Raw genomic sequence first — 13668 nt, 5'->3', positions numbered from 1 at the left:
ACACCACTCCCTGGGACGTCATCTGCCCCTGTCGTCATCCATCGCAACAATAGCCGATTCTGCACAGGGCGCTCCGATACGAAATCGTAGAGCGCCCAATCCTTTCCAGCGGCATACCTTCACACCCGATCACTACGGGTAACCAATCGTCAATTACGATTTTGGAATACACGCGTATATTACCCCCGGGAATAGCGATGCCTGACCTGAGGTCGACGACAATGAACTGGGACGCAACGTCTGCATTCACACCCGTCGGGCTGGCTCTGCGCGGTCGGCCAGCTCACAGGATCGTTCGCACCCTCGGCGACGCGGCATATATGCTGCTCAAGGACTGGCCTTCCGATGACGGCGAAGAATATGTCACTGCGGTGAAGGCTTGCGTCGATGCGATCAGCGGTGAGATCGCTCCGGAGCAATTTTGGGACGCGTTCCTGCGTGCGGCCGATGAGGCAGGTATCGCTGCGCTGACCGTCGTTCAGCGATGACAACGAGTAAAAGAAGCGGTGGTTGGTGAGGGTGAGACGTTCAGCACGGCTCGCCTCGAGTCATGAGGAGCTCCAGCATCTCGCCTCGCGCGATCCTCTGACCGGTCTTTCAAACCGAGCTCATTTCAGAACCGAACTCGCCGTCCGGCTTGCGGCGGCTCCGCAGACCAGAGCCACTGCGTAACTGTTCATAGACCTCGATCGATTCAAAGCGGTCAACGATACTTTCGGGCACCCGACGGGGACAAGCTCATCTCGCTCGTGGCCCAGCGCATGAATGAGATCATGCCGGCGGTCTTCGGGGGAATATTGCCCTGAATGGCATCCAGGCAGCTTTTCACAGGGCGAATCTTCGCTTTTTATGCGACGCCCGACATGGATCGACAAAGCTTCACCAGGGAGGTTCTGACTGGGAACGGCAACATTGCTAAAACCTCCCTGGTGTCCTTTTAACAAGGATGAGGAAAATCTAAGCTGGATCGCGCCGAGGGGAAGACGGACCTAAGTCGGACTGGCGACTCCATAGCCCGCTTCTCATATTAGGTTCTGAGGTAATATGACGGTTCGTGGAGGGCAACGACCAGGAGGACGATATGAAGTTCGGTTCCGACAATGCCAGCCACCAAGAGTGCTGCTCCCAGGGCCATAGTTCGGCCTCGACCATGGCGACGATCAAAGCGACCCTTTCCGCCGCTCAGGATATCGACAGCAGTGCGATCGAGATCAGGATGCTCGGCCCTGTGGTCCTGCTCGAAGGCTACATAACAAACGTTGCGGACCGTGATAAAGCCATCTCGCTTGCGGCGATGATCGTCGGCGAGGAGAACGTCCAGGACCGGATGCTGAGCCGGTTTCCCGCCCAGTAATGGCATCAATCGGATCAGGACAAAGGTCGGGTGAGGCCCGGTCAGCAGGCAGGTGATAGCCCGGACGTTGGCAATACTCAACAGGAAGACGCGTGAGCAGCGCGGCGATTTTTGCCGCCAGCGCTTCGTTTAAGCGGTGCGACGAAACATGCGCGCGACCGCAATCGACCAGGGGAATATGTCTACGGCTGGAAGAAGACGCGCTCGGATCACATGCAGTGCGAATTCGCCGAGTGCAGCCCGATCTGATTTGGCCTGTCAATGCACTGAGCTCGAAGATGGCGCGTTTACGCGCGTGGCGGCCAGCCCGACGTAAGTGCCGATCAGAACGGTCGCCATCTCCTCTAAAGAGCGACAGCCCTCGTTGTAGAGTTCGATGGCGGCATCACACAAAAAGGAGGACGCTTGATCGTCCCACTCCACCTCGTAGTACCGATACCATTCACGGACGGCCTTCGACATCAGCAGGTGGTCTTCCTGTAAGCACTTGGACATGCGTTACCCCAGACATGGCGGCGGCAGGCGTGCGCGGCTATGACTGCTTCGTTCCGACCACAGCGGGGTCGCCATCATTCAGACTAACAAAGACAGGACTTCACGGGAACCTGCCTCGTCCATGGATAGGGCAACACCGCTTGGCCGTCTAACGGCGACCAATCTCGGCCTCGACCTTCTTCCGTGCGTTTCCAGCGCTCTTCACGGCCTTCTTGACAGCATCTTTCGAGACGCCTTCCTTCGTTGCTTCGTACTTGACCTCGTGATCCTGACCGCCGGCCACGCGAGCTCGATCCTGTGCGCGGCCGCGGGATGTCGGTGTCTGTGCCATCGGGCTTCTCCTTCGAATGAACGTTCGCAGTACAAACTCACAAGGATTCCGGTGGTTCCCGGGAGACAGTGGATGGCGATGCTGCGCTTGAAGCGGCTGCGGAATTCCCTAAGCGGTGCCCGCCATTGTGCTGGGAGGAAGGTGGTTACCGTGGCGCTCGAACTGAACAAATCTCCACCTTTCCACTACTGTCGGGCGCAATTCGGCCAGCGGTGACGGCGGAATCAATTTGAGAGAGAATTTCCGTAAAGTATTGAAAAATGATTCGTTTTGAGTCGGAACGAATCACCCTGACACGTCTTTGAGTCGCGTATTAATGATTCGGAGTATTTGTCATGCCGTCAGGACAGCGTGCGCAGTGGAAAGGCTTTCTGAAGTTCGGCGAGGTAAGCTGCGGCGTCGCTCTCTACACGGCAGCCTCGACTAGCGAGCGCATCACCTTCAACACCATCAACAAGGCCACGGGCAACCGCGTCAACCGCATCTTCATAGACAGCCAGACCGAGGATCCGGTGCCGAAGGAAGCCCAGACCAAGGGCTTCGAGATCGAGAACGGCCAGTACATCATCATCGATCCTGAGGAAGTTTCCGCCGCGATTCCTGAGAGCAACAAGACGCTCGAGATCGAGGCGTTCATCCCCTGCTCCGACGTCGACGACGTCTATTTCGACAAACCGTACTACCTCACGCCCGACAAGATGGGCGGAGACGCGTTCGCGGCTCTCCGCGATGCGATGAAGAAGTCGATGGTCGCAGCCATCGCCCGCACCGTCCTATTCCGTCGAATGCGCACGGTGCTGATACGGCCGCACGGCAAGGGCCTAATCGCCAGCACGCTCAACTACGACTACGAGGTTCGTTCCTCCGAGAAGGCTTTCGAGGAGATGCCCAAGCTCAAGATCCAGGGCGAGATGCTCGAGCTCGCCAAGCACATCATCAGCACCAAGAAGGGCGAGTTCGATCCGGCGACCTTCGACGACCGCTACGAAGCCGCCCTCGCCGATCTGGTGAAGGCGAAGCTGGAAGGCAAGTCGCTTCCAAAGCCGAAGAAGGTGCAGGTCTCGAAGCCCAACGATCTGCTGGCCGCGCTGCGCGAGAGCGCAGGCATCATGAAGGCCGCTGCGGACAAACCGAAACGCACTGCCGCCAACGCCAACACCGGCACTGGGAGGCAGCGCGCCGCGCGCGGGGCGGCAGCGAAGTCCGCCGCTTCAAAGGCTGCCCCGCAGCGCAAAGCCAGCTAGGGAGATTAGACGATGGCTCCGAAATATTACTGGAAAGGCTATCTCAAACTCTCCCTGGTCACCTGCCCCGTGGCCATGACCCCGGCCACGAGCGAAAGCGAGAAGGTTCGCTTCCATACACTTAACAAGGAGACGGGCAACCGCATCGTCTCCCGATACATCGATTCCGTCACGGGCAAGCCCGTCAAGGACGAGAACGAAGCCAAGGGCTACGCTCGCGGAGAGAACGACTACGTTATCCTCACCGAGGACGATCTGGATGCCGTTGCGCTCGACACGGTGAAGACGATCGACATCGACAAGTTCGTCCCGGCCGACAGCATCGAGTGGATCTACCTTGAGAAGCCGCATTACCTGATGCCGGACGACGCCGTCGGCAACGAGGCATTTGCGGTGATCAGGGATGCCATGAAGGCCGACAAGGTTTTCGGTGTGTCGAAGCTCGTGATAGGCCGCCGAGAGCGGGCGGTCGTCCTGGAACCGCGCGGCGAAGGAATCGTGCTCTGGACGCTGCGTTTCGGCGACGAGGTTCGACCGGAGGAGAATTACTTCGAGCAAATCGACGAGCACGCAGATCCGGATCTCATTCCGCTCGTCCAGAAGCTCATCAAGCAGAAGACCGCGCGCTGGTCGCCGGACATGGTCAGCGATCCCATCCAGACCAGCCTGCTGAAGCTCATCGACGAGAAGAAAAAGGCGTTGAAACCGAAAAAAACGGCGACGGGGAAAGCGGCCGAATCCGCACCGAAGTCGAATGTGGTCAGTATCATGGATGCGCTCCGGAAGAGCGTCGAGGCCGATCTCAAAGGCAGGAAGGCCGGGTAGTCACATGCACTTGCTGGAAACCAAGGTTGCACACGAGAGGACGGGCTGGCGGATAGATTTCGTCGGCGACGACGGTGAAGTGGTGTCGATCAAGGTCGCAGACGGTCACGCTGCAAGCGAAGACGAGGCCATTGAGCGTGCGAAAGAGGTCATGGTTCAGTTGACGGCATATGGCACGCGTGGCGGCGGCCGCAGCATCAACTCGTACGATGCTGCCAGCAATGGAAACTTCGAGGACGACGAGCCGTTGTTGGATACGTGGCACTGATCCGCCCTGAGGCCCCCCCCCCGGCCTCTCAGGCAACAAAAAAGGCCGGGTAGAAACCGCACCGACCCATCGCGTTTTGACCAGTGCCAGTACATCCGCGATCAAAAGCATTTCAGCGATGCGGCGTTGCGAGCAGCGAATTCAGCGCGCATCAGCAAGGCCTGTGGGAGAGTTCTACCTGAAGTGTGTCCGCAACAAGTCTCAACTAGAAAATTTCCCGAAGGATTGCCGGCCGTCTTCCCGCGCGTGGGCCTGGGAAGCCGGCTAGTCGTTTGACGGTTCCTCGACAACGTCGTCCGATTGGTCGTCTGCGGGATCCGGGTCCCGGTCGTACGCGACCCTCAGGCGGTCAAGTTCGTTCTGTATGGCATCGTAGACCTCCGTTGCCTTTGCGCCTTTAACCACGAACGTGTCGACGAAATCTTCGAGCTTCAGGCTCAGGTCGTCGCGCCAGTCCTTGGTCATTGCCCGTTCTCCGGCTGAAGACGAATGCCTCTGCAAAGAAGGTCCCACGTCGGGCGATGTACGGAAGCGCGTGTTCTTGGAGAAGCGCCCTCGTCGGGCTCGGGATCGGGAAGCGGTTCCTCGCCGGGTATCCGGTCAGGATCGCGCGGTGGCGTGTCGACGGGCGGTGGCGATGGCGGCGGCACGATGGGTTCGTTTGGCACAGACATGGGGTCCTCCTCGCTGCGAGAACGTGGGAAATCCTCCCGAGTTCCGTTGACGCTTGACCCCTTGGACACCATTTGCTTCGACATGCCCAAGACGAAGACGAAAAGCAAGGAAACCGACGATCCCGAGCTGATCAGGGAGTGGCTACTTCCCGTGGTGGCGACCCTCGGATCTGGTGTCAGGGTGAAGGGAATTCTGCAGGAAATCCGCTCGCGACTACCATCCCCGGTGCGGAAGTCGCTCGATATGCAGGCAGGCACGCTCATCCTCGTCATGCCAGAGACTGCGAAGACAGCATTCAGGGCGACGGCATCGGCCGTTTCCTGCGCACTGGACGGCATCGCAGACCTTCCGATCATCCCTCGTGAGATCGAGGATATCCTGACGATCACGGCATCAGAGCGGAAGCGCTGGCTCGAAGACGGTCGCCTGCCCAGCGCCGGAACGCGAACGGTGAGGCTGCAAGGGCGCGCAAGGAAGATCACCTTTCACGTATTCGACCCCCGAGTCGTCGAAGATCTGCTCGACCGTGGCGCAGTGGATGAATGGCGAGAGGACGACGCAGCGGCGAAAGCGGAAAATCGCAGGCGGGCCGCGTATCAGGCGAAGCTGACGCGTTCGCTGAAGAAAAAGGAAAAAGCCAAACAGAACGAACGAGCCGATGAAGCCGCGATCGGCTTGAGCGGATGGGACGAATTCGGGAGCGACGGTCTCCTTCGGTAGGATTGCCGTTTCAGTTGAAGTTTCGCGCCTTCACTTTCAGCGTATCGATGTGCAGATCTCTGACGAAGATATCCCTCGGCTCGGGCAGAGGCTTCGGTCGATCCCGCGAATCCGAACTTCCGGGAGAGCCATGCGCAAACTCGTCGCCCCTGCCTGTCGGTAGCCTGAAACCTGTGTCGCGATCCGCCAGACCGGATAGATCGCCGGACAGGTCGAAGAGCTGCTGTGCAACAAGATGGACGACGTCACCCTCCCTCTGGATCTTCCCATTGATCGCCATCATTGATGATCCGAGCACCACGCGACGGCGCTTTTCGAACAAGGATGGCCAGACGACCAGGTTGGCAGCACCCGTCTCATCCTCGATGGTGATGAACATCACGCCCTTCGCCGATCCTGGCTTCTGCCTGACGAGGACAAGGCCCGCGGTCATCAGCCAGCGGCCGTCGCGAGCGTTCATCGCTGCCGCACACGTGACGATGTTCTTCTTCTGCAGATCCTTCCGCAGGAAGGCGAGCGGATGCTCGCGTAGCGTCAGCCCGACGTGGCTGTAGTCGGCGATGACATTGTGCCCGTCGGTCATCTGCCGGAGTGCGACCTCCGGTTCCTGCTGCTCCGCGATCGCTTTCATCTCGCGCTCGGCAGCGGCCGCGAACAGAGGTAGCGGCTCGTCACGGAGGGCCTTGATCGCCCAAATCGCATCACGTCTCTCAAGCCCCAGAGACGGCAGATATGCATCGGCATCGGCGAGTTGCTTCAGAGCCTCGGACGGAACGGCCGAACGCCGCCACATGTCGTCGATGCTCTCGAATACCGTATCCATCCGGGCGGCGACAATCCGAGCGGCATCGGCGGCCGCCAGTCCCTTGACCATCCGCATCCCGAGACGAACGGCATGGCGGTCGCCGTTGCCGACGCGTTCAAGCGTGCAATCCCAGCGAGATCGGTTCACACAGACCGGTAGAATTTGCACACCGTGGTTCTTGGCACATCCGACGATCTGCGCGGGAGCATAGAAGCCCATGGGCTGGGAATTCAGGAGCGCCGCGCAGAAGGCATCCGGAAAATGGCACTTCACGAAGCTGGAGGCGTAGGCGATGAGAGCGAACGAGGCCGCATGGCTTTCGGGGAAACCATAGGATCCGAATCCCTCGAGCTGTGAGAAGGTCTTCTCTGCGAATTCTGCGGTGTAGCCATTCTTGACCATCCCGGATACCAGCTTGTCCTTGAACCTCGATACGCCGCCCGTGAACTTGAAGGTTGCCATGCTCTTCCGGAGCTGGTCGGCTTCCCCGCCCGTGAACCCGGCGCAGACCATAGCCACGCGCATCGCGCTCTCTTGGAAGAGTGGCACTCCGAGGGTCTTCCCGAGAACGGCCTCCAGTTCCGGTGTCGGGTATTCGATCTTTTCCTTGCCTTCACGGCGGCGGAGATAGGGGTGCACCATGTCGCCTTGGATTGGCCCCGGCCTAACGATAGCAACCTGAACCACGAGATCGTAGAACGTCTGCGGCCGGAGCCTTGGGAGCATCGACATCTGCGCGCGGGATTCGATTTGGAAAGTTCCGAGCGTGTCCGCGCGCCTGATCATCGCGTAGGTCTTCGAGTCTTCCTGCTCGATCTTCGCGAGATCGAGGTCGACCTCCTTGTGTTCCCGGATCAGGTCGAAAGCCTTCGACATGCAGGTGAGCATGCCGAGCGCCAGCACATCGACCTTCATGAATTTCAACGCCTCCACGTCATCCTTATCCCACTCGATGATCTGGCGATCCTTCATCGAGGCGGGTTCTATCGGCACAAGGTCGTCCAGTCTGTCATGCGTCAACACAAAGCCGCCTGGATGCTGGCCCAGATGTCGAGGCGCGCCCATAAGCTGCTGCGCTAACCTCAAGGTGAGTGCAAGACGGCGATCATCGGGGTTCAGGCCAAGGTCGCGGATGTTTTGATCAGGAACCTCCTCCGACCATGACCACATGCCAGATGACAGCGCCTTGATCACGTCCTCTGGCAGCCCCAGAGCCTTGCCGACATCGCGGATGGCGCCCTTGGCCCGGTAGCGGGTGACCGTCGCACACAGAGCGGCCTTCTCGCGCGTATAGGTTTTGTAGATCCATTGGATCACCTCCTCGCGACGTTCATGCTCGAAGTCGACGTCGATATCCGGCGGCTCGTCCCGTTCCTGCGAAACGAAGCGCTCGAACAGAAGATCGTTGGTCGAGGGATCAATGCTCGTGATACCGAGGATGTAGCAGACGGCCGAGTTCGCCGCCGATCCGCGTCCCTGACACAGAATACCTTGGCTGCGCGCATATTTGACGATGCTGAAGACCGTCAAAAAATACGGGGCATACTTCATTATCTGGATGAGGGCGAGCTCGTGCCGGACAGTCTTCAGCACCTCCGGCGGCAGGCCTTCCGGATAGCGGTTCGGCACGCATTCCCAGAGATAGTGCTCAAGGGATTCCTGCGCGGTCTTGCCGGGGACGATGGCTTCTTCCGGATACTGGTAGGTAAGCTCTTCGAGGCTGAACTTGCATCGATCGGCGATCTCGATCGTGCGCCTGAGCGCTTCCGGATAGCGCGGGAACAGGCGCTCCATCTCGTCGGGAGGCTTGAGATACCGATCCGCATGGCGCTCGCGCTCGAAACCAACGGCATCGATGGTCGTATTGTGCCGGATGCACGTGACAATATCCTGAAGCTGCCGCCTCCCGGCCTCATGGAAAAGCACGTCATTGGTCACGACGGTCTTCACCTTGAAGCGGATTGCGAGGTTCGACAGCTCATGGAGCCGGAGCTGATCGTTCGGACGTCGTCGAAGGCAGAGCGACAGGTACGCGCGATCGCCGAATATCTCGGCCAACTTCCGAAGCTGGACGGCACAGGTCTCGTCGGCAAGATCCGGCACGAGGATTCCAATCATGCCATCGGCATATGCGACCACGTCGTTCCAATGCAGAATGCAGTTGTTCTTGCCTCCACGGGACTTCCCAAGCGTGATCAGGCGCGTGAGCCGGGAGTACGCGACGCGGTCGGTGGGATAGACCAGTATCGACATCCCGTCCTGCAGATCGAGCCGACAGCCGACGACGAGCCGGATCCCGGTCGACCGCGACGCCTCCAGTGCGCGGACTATCCCGGCAAGCGAATTCCGGTCAACGACACCAACGGCACCAATTCCCAGTATCTTCGCAGTCTCGAATAGCTCCTGCGCAGAACTCGCTCCCCGGAGAAAGCTGAAATGCGTCGTAACCTGGAGTTCGGCATATCTCATCAGCCAAAGATCCCGTGCATGAACCACCGATGGTTACCGGTTTCAGGATCCACGCCGTCGCCGGAACGGAAAATCCACAGACGCTCGCCCGCATCATCTTCGATGACGAAGTAGTCGCGGACCGCGGCCATCTCGGAGTTGCGTTCCCACCATTCGCCGAAGATCCGCTCTGGACCATCGGCGTTCTTCACCTTCCGGCGCTTGCCCCGCCACATGATCCAGACGGGCGGATGGTCTGGCAGCAGCGCCATCACGTCGACCTGCTCTTGTCGCGCAAGCAGGCGGACGGGCCGGCGCCAGTGATTGACCCAGGCAGCCTCTATCGGATCGGATGCGGCACTGATCCTCCGGACCGAGCGCTCGGGAACGTCGGAAGCAAAGGGGGCGACGCGATAGACCCGCTGGCCACGGTTGCCGTAGATGTCGATGAGCGGCGTGAGGTCCACACCCTCGTCTTCGACCAGCGACGACGTCTTCTGGGCTTCCTCTAGCGGCTCCGCCATGACCGCCACCAGCGTCATCTTCTCGATACCGAAGCCGGGTTCGATCTTCTCGGTTCTGTCTTTGAACAGCTTCGTCAGCCAGGCGACATCGCGCACGGGTTTGGCGGTCCCGGCGCGGATGGCTTGCCGGGTGCCGTCGACCTTCTCGACAATGAGGTCTGCGCGACGGACGCCGAGCCCCCTTCTCTGCAGCGCATCGACAAGCTGGACGACCAGTCGGGCGACATACTTGTTGATGGTCTCGGCGGCGCCGATAGGTTCGGCGAACGCCCTGCTGACTTCGACAAGTTCGGCTGTTCGAATGGGATCGATCGGCTCAGGCGTGCGGCCGAACATCTGGTCGAGGCGGCGGCCGACCTCCGGCCCGAAGCGGAGCGTAAGCGGTGGGCGAGCAGTATTGGCAAGCTCGCCGATTGTCTTGAAGCCGAGCGTCCGCAGGTCGCCGACGATCTTCTCAGGAAGCCGTAGAAGAGAGATCGGCAGCTTTTCCACTGCCCGGAGGGTCTCGCCCCTCGGAACGATGACGGTCTCGCGGCTAGTCGCTCTGGCGCATGCGTGGGCGGCACCCCACGTGTCGGCGATGGCGACCCGTGTCGTCAGGCCCTTGGCGCGGAAGCGGTTGGCGATGCTCGTCAACATTCGCTCCTCGCCGCCCTGTAGATGGTCCGCGCCCTCCGTGTCCATGACGATGCCGTCCGGCGCGTCGACGGCGACGATCGGCGAATACTGGCTGAGCGCCCACATGGTGATGCGATCGAGCGCCGCTGCATCGGCGGCGGCATCGGCGTCGATCATCCGGAGGCCCTGGAAGAGCGCCTGCGCCTTGGCGGCCGGCATGCCCACATGAACGCCAGCCTTTCTGGCCGCGGGATCGGCGGCCGACACCCAGCGTTTGGAACCGCTCTTCGAAATGACGGCGATCGCCTCCTCAACGGGAATGGCGGGATCGGCCCGCCTGATCCTGTCCGTCGCCAGATCGGGAAAAAATATCGATACGACCCTCGGCATCGCAGGCTCCTACTTCGAACTCGGCGCACTCACCCGCTTTCACCCTCATCAGTTCCAGAAGCCATCTCGCCCGCCCGACGCCCGGAACCGGCAGTTCCTCGCTCGGGATGACGCTCACCCTCCAGCGCGTGGTCGACGCCGTCGGCTGGCCGAAGTCGCTGGCCTCGGTCTGCCGTCGCCACCGCCGCACTGCAAGCGCCATCGTGCCGCTCTTCTCGGCTGCGAGTTGCAGCCGCCGGGACGCGGCCATCGGCAGCCGGACGATCTCGCCGATCACCGCCCCGAGGCCGCCGTATGAAAGGCCCTCCTCCATATTGGCAAGGACGTCCTCCTCCTTGTCGGACTCGACGAACACGACCCGGTTCGGATGAAGACCCGCCTGCGCCAAGGCCGGGAAGAACAGGTCAGGACGTGTCAGGCACCAGACGACCTTGCCTTTGGTGCGAGCGGCAATCCCGGCCACGAACAGGGCGGCGGCCGCCCCGTCGACGGTGCCGGTCCCGCCGCCGGCGCATTCGTGCAGCGCCCCATAGGCCAATCCACCACCCGGAAGCCGCTCGTCGATCTGCGCGACACCGAAAGGCAAAACGCCTCGGCTGCGCCGACCGGCGCCTTCAAGGTGCGCGATCTGCTCGCGCAGCCCGTCGAGGACGGCGTTTGGGGCGACGGCTGACTTCATGATCTCGGGCAACCCGTTTTCGGCTTGAGTAACAGCAATATGTTCTGTATTTGTTCCGAAGAGATAAATGAGTCAATGCGCATATGACCCGCTGAAGTTGAGCGCCGGTACAAAAGATAAAAATCGCCAGCGGATTCAATCGGATGTTGAGACAGGAATATTTTTGGATGCGCCGAACGCGGCTTGTGGACGATACGATCGCGAGACTGCAAGATCACCAGGTCCCGGTGGTCGAACTCATATGCCATATCTGCGATCGCCATTGTACACATGAGCGCAAACTGTTGGTCAAAGCGTTTGGCGCAAGCGTCACCTTCGCGGAAATCCGCCGGCGCATGGCCATGGGCTGCGAGCGGATGCAGACGCCGCGAGGTGACAAGTGTGGAGCACACTTCCCATGTTTGAGTGATGGTCTTGCTGATGGAAGCTAGATAATGACAGGCGAAGACAACCGCGAACGGCCGCGCAAGATCGTGCATGTCGACATGGATGCCTTCTACGCATCGGTCGAGCAGCGCGACAATCCGGAGCTGCGAGGTGTGCCGGTTGCTGTCGGCAGTCCTGCTGCCCGCGGGGTCGTGGCGGCCGCCAGCTACGAGGCACGCAAATTCGGCGTCCATTCCGCCATGCCTTCGGTGACCGCCCAGCGGAAATGCCCGGACCTTGTCTTCGTCAAGCCGCGCTTTGATGTTTACAAAGCCGTGTCGTTGCAGATCCGCTCGATTTTCGCCGAATACACGCCGATGATCGAGCCACTGTCGCTCGACGAGGCCTATCTCGACGTCACCGACAACCTGAAGGGCATGGAGATTGCGACCGAGATCGCCGAAGAGATCCGAGCGAGGATCAAGGCGGCGACGGGGCTCAACGCGTCGGCGGGAATTTCTTACAACAAGTTTCTGGCCAAGATGGCAAGCGACCTCAACAAGCCGAACGGCCAGGCCGTCATCACCCCCAAGAACGGCCCCGCCTTCGTCGAACAGCTTCCCATCAAGAAATTCCATGGCGTGGGACCGGCAACGGCCGAGAAGATGCATCGGCTCGGGATCGACACGGGAGCGGACCTGAAGGAGAAAACGCTCGACTTCCTCGTCGAACACTTCGGGAAGTCGGGACCGTATTTCTACGGGATCGCCCGCGGCATCGACAATCGTCAGGTCAGACCGGACCGGGTGCGGAAATCCGTCGGTGCGGAGGACACTTTCTCTGCCGACATCCATTCTTATGAACTCGCGCGCAACGGGCTTCAGTCGCTGATCGAAAAGGTATGGGGCTATTGCGAGGCCAATGAAATCGGCGCCAAGACGGTGACGCTCAAAATCAAGTATGCCGACTTCAGCCAGATCACCCGTAGCAAGACAGTTCCGTCAGCACTGCCAGCAATTGCCGATCTTGAGGGGGTGGTCGACCTGCTTCTCGCGCCAATCTTCCCGCCGCGAAAAGGCATACGCCTGCTTGGCGTGTCGCTGTCTTCGCTGGAGCGGCGCAGATCTGAAGCGACGCCGCAGTTGCGGCTCGCGTTTTAGGTCACATTAGATGTAGCGCGGTTGGTTTTAGATTGGATGCGCTCCGCACCGGCGTTCCCGCGCCTGCCAGTGGTACCGCCCCTCGCCTAAGTTCCCTTGACCTGCTTGCGGCAGATCGAAGCTGAGAGGCCGGAGTTTCGTCGAAGCCGTCTGATGTGAAATTCCGTTGGAATTTGCGACCTCACGAACCGCTTTCGCCCTCGCTATTGAGAACTAGCGCAGAACGGATGCAATCAAGCAAAATCTGTTCGCCAAACGGTTTTGTCAGGCAGCCGACGACGTCCGCGCCCAACGCAGACGCGCGCACATTCTTTTCTGGAAAGGCGGTGATCAGAACAGTCGGAATGCTCTTGCCCAGCGCGACCAGCCGGTGGTGCAAATCGAGACCACTCATTCCGGGCATATTGATGTCAGTCACAAGGCAGGCCGTGCGGCGGATATCAGGGAATCTCAAGAAATCATCCGCGGATGAAAAGGTCTCGGCGTCAAATCCCATCGACCTTATGAGCCCCTTGATAGCCTCCCGCATCGACTCGTCGTCGTCGACGATCGCAATCAGAGGTTTCTTGGTTGGCACCGCCGCCTCCCGACTTCGCCGATGGGCGTCGCGCCTAAATGGCGTTATGGCGAATTGCTGGATGGACTTATTATCGGGCGGCGACAAAGTCACCGCAAGCTATACGCTCGTATACGCTGCCTAAACAGTTCTGCGACGAACTGGGAATGTGAACGCGCGGAACATGGAAATGAGGAGACCGACGCGCGC

At 60.2% G+C, this 13668-nt stretch carries 16 protein-coding genes; 9 read left to right on the top strand and 7 right to left on the bottom strand.

All coding sequences use genetic code 11. The features are described 5' to 3' along the window. Positions 1 to 221 precede the first annotated feature (221 nt). The 3 genes from FHT75_RS30990 (at position 222) to FHT75_RS30980 (ending at position 1354) form a co-directional block, all read left to right on the top strand. Positions 222 to 488 carry a DUF982 domain-containing protein gene (locus FHT75_RS30990; protein ID WP_183845666.1) on the top strand — a complete coding sequence of 89 codons (267 nt, stop codon included), beginning with the start codon at positions 222 to 224 and terminating at the stop codon, positions 486 to 488. A 184-nt stretch (positions 489 to 672) separates the two neighbouring features. Then, positions 673 to 765 (top strand): diguanylate cyclase domain-containing protein, encoded by a 93-nt coding sequence (locus tag FHT75_RS36080; RefSeq protein WP_246713020.1) that lies wholly within the window; start codon positions 673 to 675, stop codon positions 763 to 765. Positions 766 to 1081: 316 nt separating this feature from the next. After that, entirely contained in the window at positions 1082 to 1354 is a 273-nt protein-coding gene (locus FHT75_RS30980; RefSeq protein ID WP_097544234.1) for a BON domain-containing protein, read from the top strand. Between the two features lie 258 nt (positions 1355 to 1612). On the opposite strand, the gene FHT75_RS30975 is transcribed toward FHT75_RS30980, so the two are convergent. Further along, complete coding sequence (locus FHT75_RS30975; protein WP_097544233.1) at positions 1613 to 1849, bottom strand: hypothetical protein; 237 nt, start codon at positions 1847 to 1849, stop codon at positions 1613 to 1615. A 148-nt stretch (positions 1850 to 1997) separates the two neighbouring features. Beyond that, complete coding sequence (locus tag FHT75_RS30970; RefSeq protein ID WP_097596433.1) at positions 1998 to 2180, bottom strand: DUF3606 domain-containing protein; 183 nt, start codon at positions 2178 to 2180, stop codon at positions 1998 to 2000. Between the two features lie 335 nt (positions 2181 to 2515). Here FHT75_RS30970 and FHT75_RS30965 point away from each other — a divergent pair, with 335 nt between their 5' ends. Genes FHT75_RS30965 through FHT75_RS30955 form a run of 3 tightly spaced genes read left to right on the top strand, consistent with a single transcriptional unit; the run spans position 2516 to position 4517 of the window. After that, complete coding sequence (locus tag FHT75_RS30965; protein WP_097544231.1) at positions 2516 to 3424, top strand: Ku protein; 909 nt, start codon at positions 2516 to 2518, stop codon at positions 3422 to 3424. A 12-nt stretch (positions 3425 to 3436) separates the two neighbouring features. Further along, positions 3437 to 4249 carry a Ku protein gene (locus FHT75_RS30960; protein ID WP_097544230.1) on the top strand — a complete coding sequence of 271 codons (813 nt, stop codon included), beginning with the start codon at positions 3437 to 3439 and terminating at the stop codon, positions 4247 to 4249. A 4-nt stretch (positions 4250 to 4253) separates the two neighbouring features. Next, on the top strand, positions 4254 to 4517 hold the full coding sequence (locus tag FHT75_RS30955) for a hypothetical protein (RefSeq protein WP_183845650.1): 264 nt from the start codon (positions 4254 to 4256) through the stop codon (positions 4515 to 4517). A gap of 264 nt (positions 4518 to 4781) precedes the next feature. Here the strand turns inward: FHT75_RS30955 and FHT75_RS30950 are convergent, their stop codons facing one another. Continuing rightward, complete coding sequence (locus tag FHT75_RS30950) at positions 4782 to 4982, bottom strand: hypothetical protein (RefSeq protein WP_097623389.1); 201 nt, start codon at positions 4980 to 4982, stop codon at positions 4782 to 4784. 291 nt (positions 4983 to 5273) lie between these two features. On the opposite strand from FHT75_RS30950, the gene FHT75_RS30945 reads away from it, so the two are divergent. Further along, positions 5274 to 5912, top strand: coding sequence for a hypothetical protein (locus tag FHT75_RS30945; RefSeq protein ID WP_097596374.1), 639 nt, complete (start codon positions 5274 to 5276; stop codon positions 5910 to 5912). A 10-nt stretch (positions 5913 to 5922) separates the two neighbouring features. Here the strand turns inward: FHT75_RS30945 and FHT75_RS30940 are convergent, their stop codons facing one another. Genes FHT75_RS30940 through FHT75_RS30930 form a run of 3 tightly spaced genes read right to left on the bottom strand, consistent with a single transcriptional unit; the run spans position 5923 to position 11376 of the window. Beyond that, positions 5923 to 9186 carry an error-prone DNA polymerase gene (locus FHT75_RS30940; protein WP_097544226.1) on the bottom strand — a complete coding sequence of 1088 codons (3264 nt, stop codon included), beginning with the start codon at positions 9184 to 9186 and terminating at the stop codon, positions 5923 to 5925. Continuing rightward, complete coding sequence (locus FHT75_RS30935; protein ID WP_183845651.1) at positions 9186 to 10697, bottom strand: Y-family DNA polymerase; 1512 nt, start codon at positions 10695 to 10697, stop codon at positions 9186 to 9188. Before FHT75_RS30935 ends, FHT75_RS30940 begins: the two co-directional genes overlap by 1 nt. After that, positions 10618 to 11376, bottom strand: coding sequence for an ImuA family protein (locus FHT75_RS30930; RefSeq protein ID WP_183845652.1), 759 nt, complete (start codon positions 11374 to 11376; stop codon positions 10618 to 10620). The genes FHT75_RS30935 and FHT75_RS30930 overlap by 80 nt, the downstream gene beginning before the upstream one ends. A 167-nt stretch (positions 11377 to 11543) precedes the next feature. Here FHT75_RS30930 and FHT75_RS36070 point away from each other — a divergent pair, with 167 nt between their 5' ends. Together FHT75_RS36070 and dinB are read left to right on the top strand one after the other, a co-directional pair. Then, entirely contained in the window at positions 11544 to 11807 is a 264-nt protein-coding gene (locus tag FHT75_RS36070) for a hypothetical protein (protein ID WP_246713021.1), read from the top strand. A 3-nt stretch (positions 11808 to 11810) separates the two neighbouring features. Then, positions 11811 to 12902: a DNA polymerase IV gene (gene dinB, locus FHT75_RS30920; RefSeq protein WP_183845654.1), complete on the top strand. Its 1092-nt coding sequence runs from the start codon at positions 11811 to 11813 to the stop codon at positions 12900 to 12902. A 181-nt stretch (positions 12903 to 13083) separates the two neighbouring features. Here dinB and FHT75_RS30915 read toward each other — a convergent pair whose 3' ends face one another. Next, entirely contained in the window at positions 13084 to 13479 is a 396-nt protein-coding gene (locus FHT75_RS30915; RefSeq protein WP_183845655.1) for a response regulator transcription factor, read from the bottom strand. Positions 13480 to 13668 lie beyond the last annotated feature (189 nt).

The sequence above is a fragment of the Rhizobium sp. BK112 genome (assembly GCF_014193215.1).
In the GTDB taxonomy this organism is placed as follows: Bacteria; Pseudomonadota; Alphaproteobacteria; order Rhizobiales; family Rhizobiaceae; genus Rhizobium; species Rhizobium anhuiense.
This window is presented reverse-complemented; position numbering and strand designations above follow the sequence as displayed.

What these genes read in the sequence shown, in the direction of transcription:
- FHT75_RS30980 (WP_097544234.1), top strand. Translation starts at nt 1,082, where the DNA reads ATGAAGTTCGGTTCCGACAATGCCAGCCACCAAGAGTGCTGCTCCCAG.
- FHT75_RS30950 (WP_097623389.1), bottom strand. Translation starts at nt 4,982, where the DNA reads ATGACCAAGGACTGGCGCGACGACCTGAGCCTGAAGCTCGAAGATTTC.
- FHT75_RS30975 (WP_097544233.1), bottom strand. Translation starts at nt 1,849, where the DNA reads ATGTCCAAGTGCTTACAGGAAGACCACCTGCTGATGTCGAAGGCCGTC.
- FHT75_RS30930 (WP_183845652.1), bottom strand. Translation starts at nt 11,376, where the DNA reads ATGAAGTCAGCCGTCGCCCCAAACGCCGTCCTCGACGGGCTGCGCGAG.
- FHT75_RS30940 (WP_097544226.1), bottom strand. Translation starts at nt 9,186, where the DNA reads ATGAGATATGCCGAACTCCAGGTTACGACGCATTTCAGCTTTCTCCGG.
- FHT75_RS30990 (WP_183845666.1), top strand. Translation starts at nt 222, where the DNA reads ATGAACTGGGACGCAACGTCTGCATTCACACCCGTCGGGCTGGCTCTG.
- dinB (WP_183845654.1), top strand. Translation starts at nt 11,811, where the DNA reads ATGACAGGCGAAGACAACCGCGAACGGCCGCGCAAGATCGTGCATGTC.
- FHT75_RS30965 (WP_097544231.1), top strand. Translation starts at nt 2,516, where the DNA reads ATGCCGTCAGGACAGCGTGCGCAGTGGAAAGGCTTTCTGAAGTTCGGC.
- FHT75_RS30955 (WP_183845650.1), top strand. Translation starts at nt 4,254, where the DNA reads ATGCACTTGCTGGAAACCAAGGTTGCACACGAGAGGACGGGCTGGCGG.
- FHT75_RS30970 (WP_097596433.1), bottom strand. Translation starts at nt 2,180, where the DNA reads ATGGCACAGACACCGACATCCCGCGGCCGCGCACAGGATCGAGCTCGC.
- FHT75_RS30935 (WP_183845651.1), bottom strand. Translation starts at nt 10,697, where the DNA reads ATGCCGAGGGTCGTATCGATATTTTTTCCCGATCTGGCGACGGACAGG.
- FHT75_RS36070 (WP_246713021.1), top strand. Translation starts at nt 11,544, where the DNA reads ATGCGCCGAACGCGGCTTGTGGACGATACGATCGCGAGACTGCAAGAT.
- FHT75_RS30960 (WP_097544230.1), top strand. Translation starts at nt 3,437, where the DNA reads ATGGCTCCGAAATATTACTGGAAAGGCTATCTCAAACTCTCCCTGGTC.
- FHT75_RS30945 (WP_097596374.1), top strand. Translation starts at nt 5,274, where the DNA reads ATGCCCAAGACGAAGACGAAAAGCAAGGAAACCGACGATCCCGAGCTG.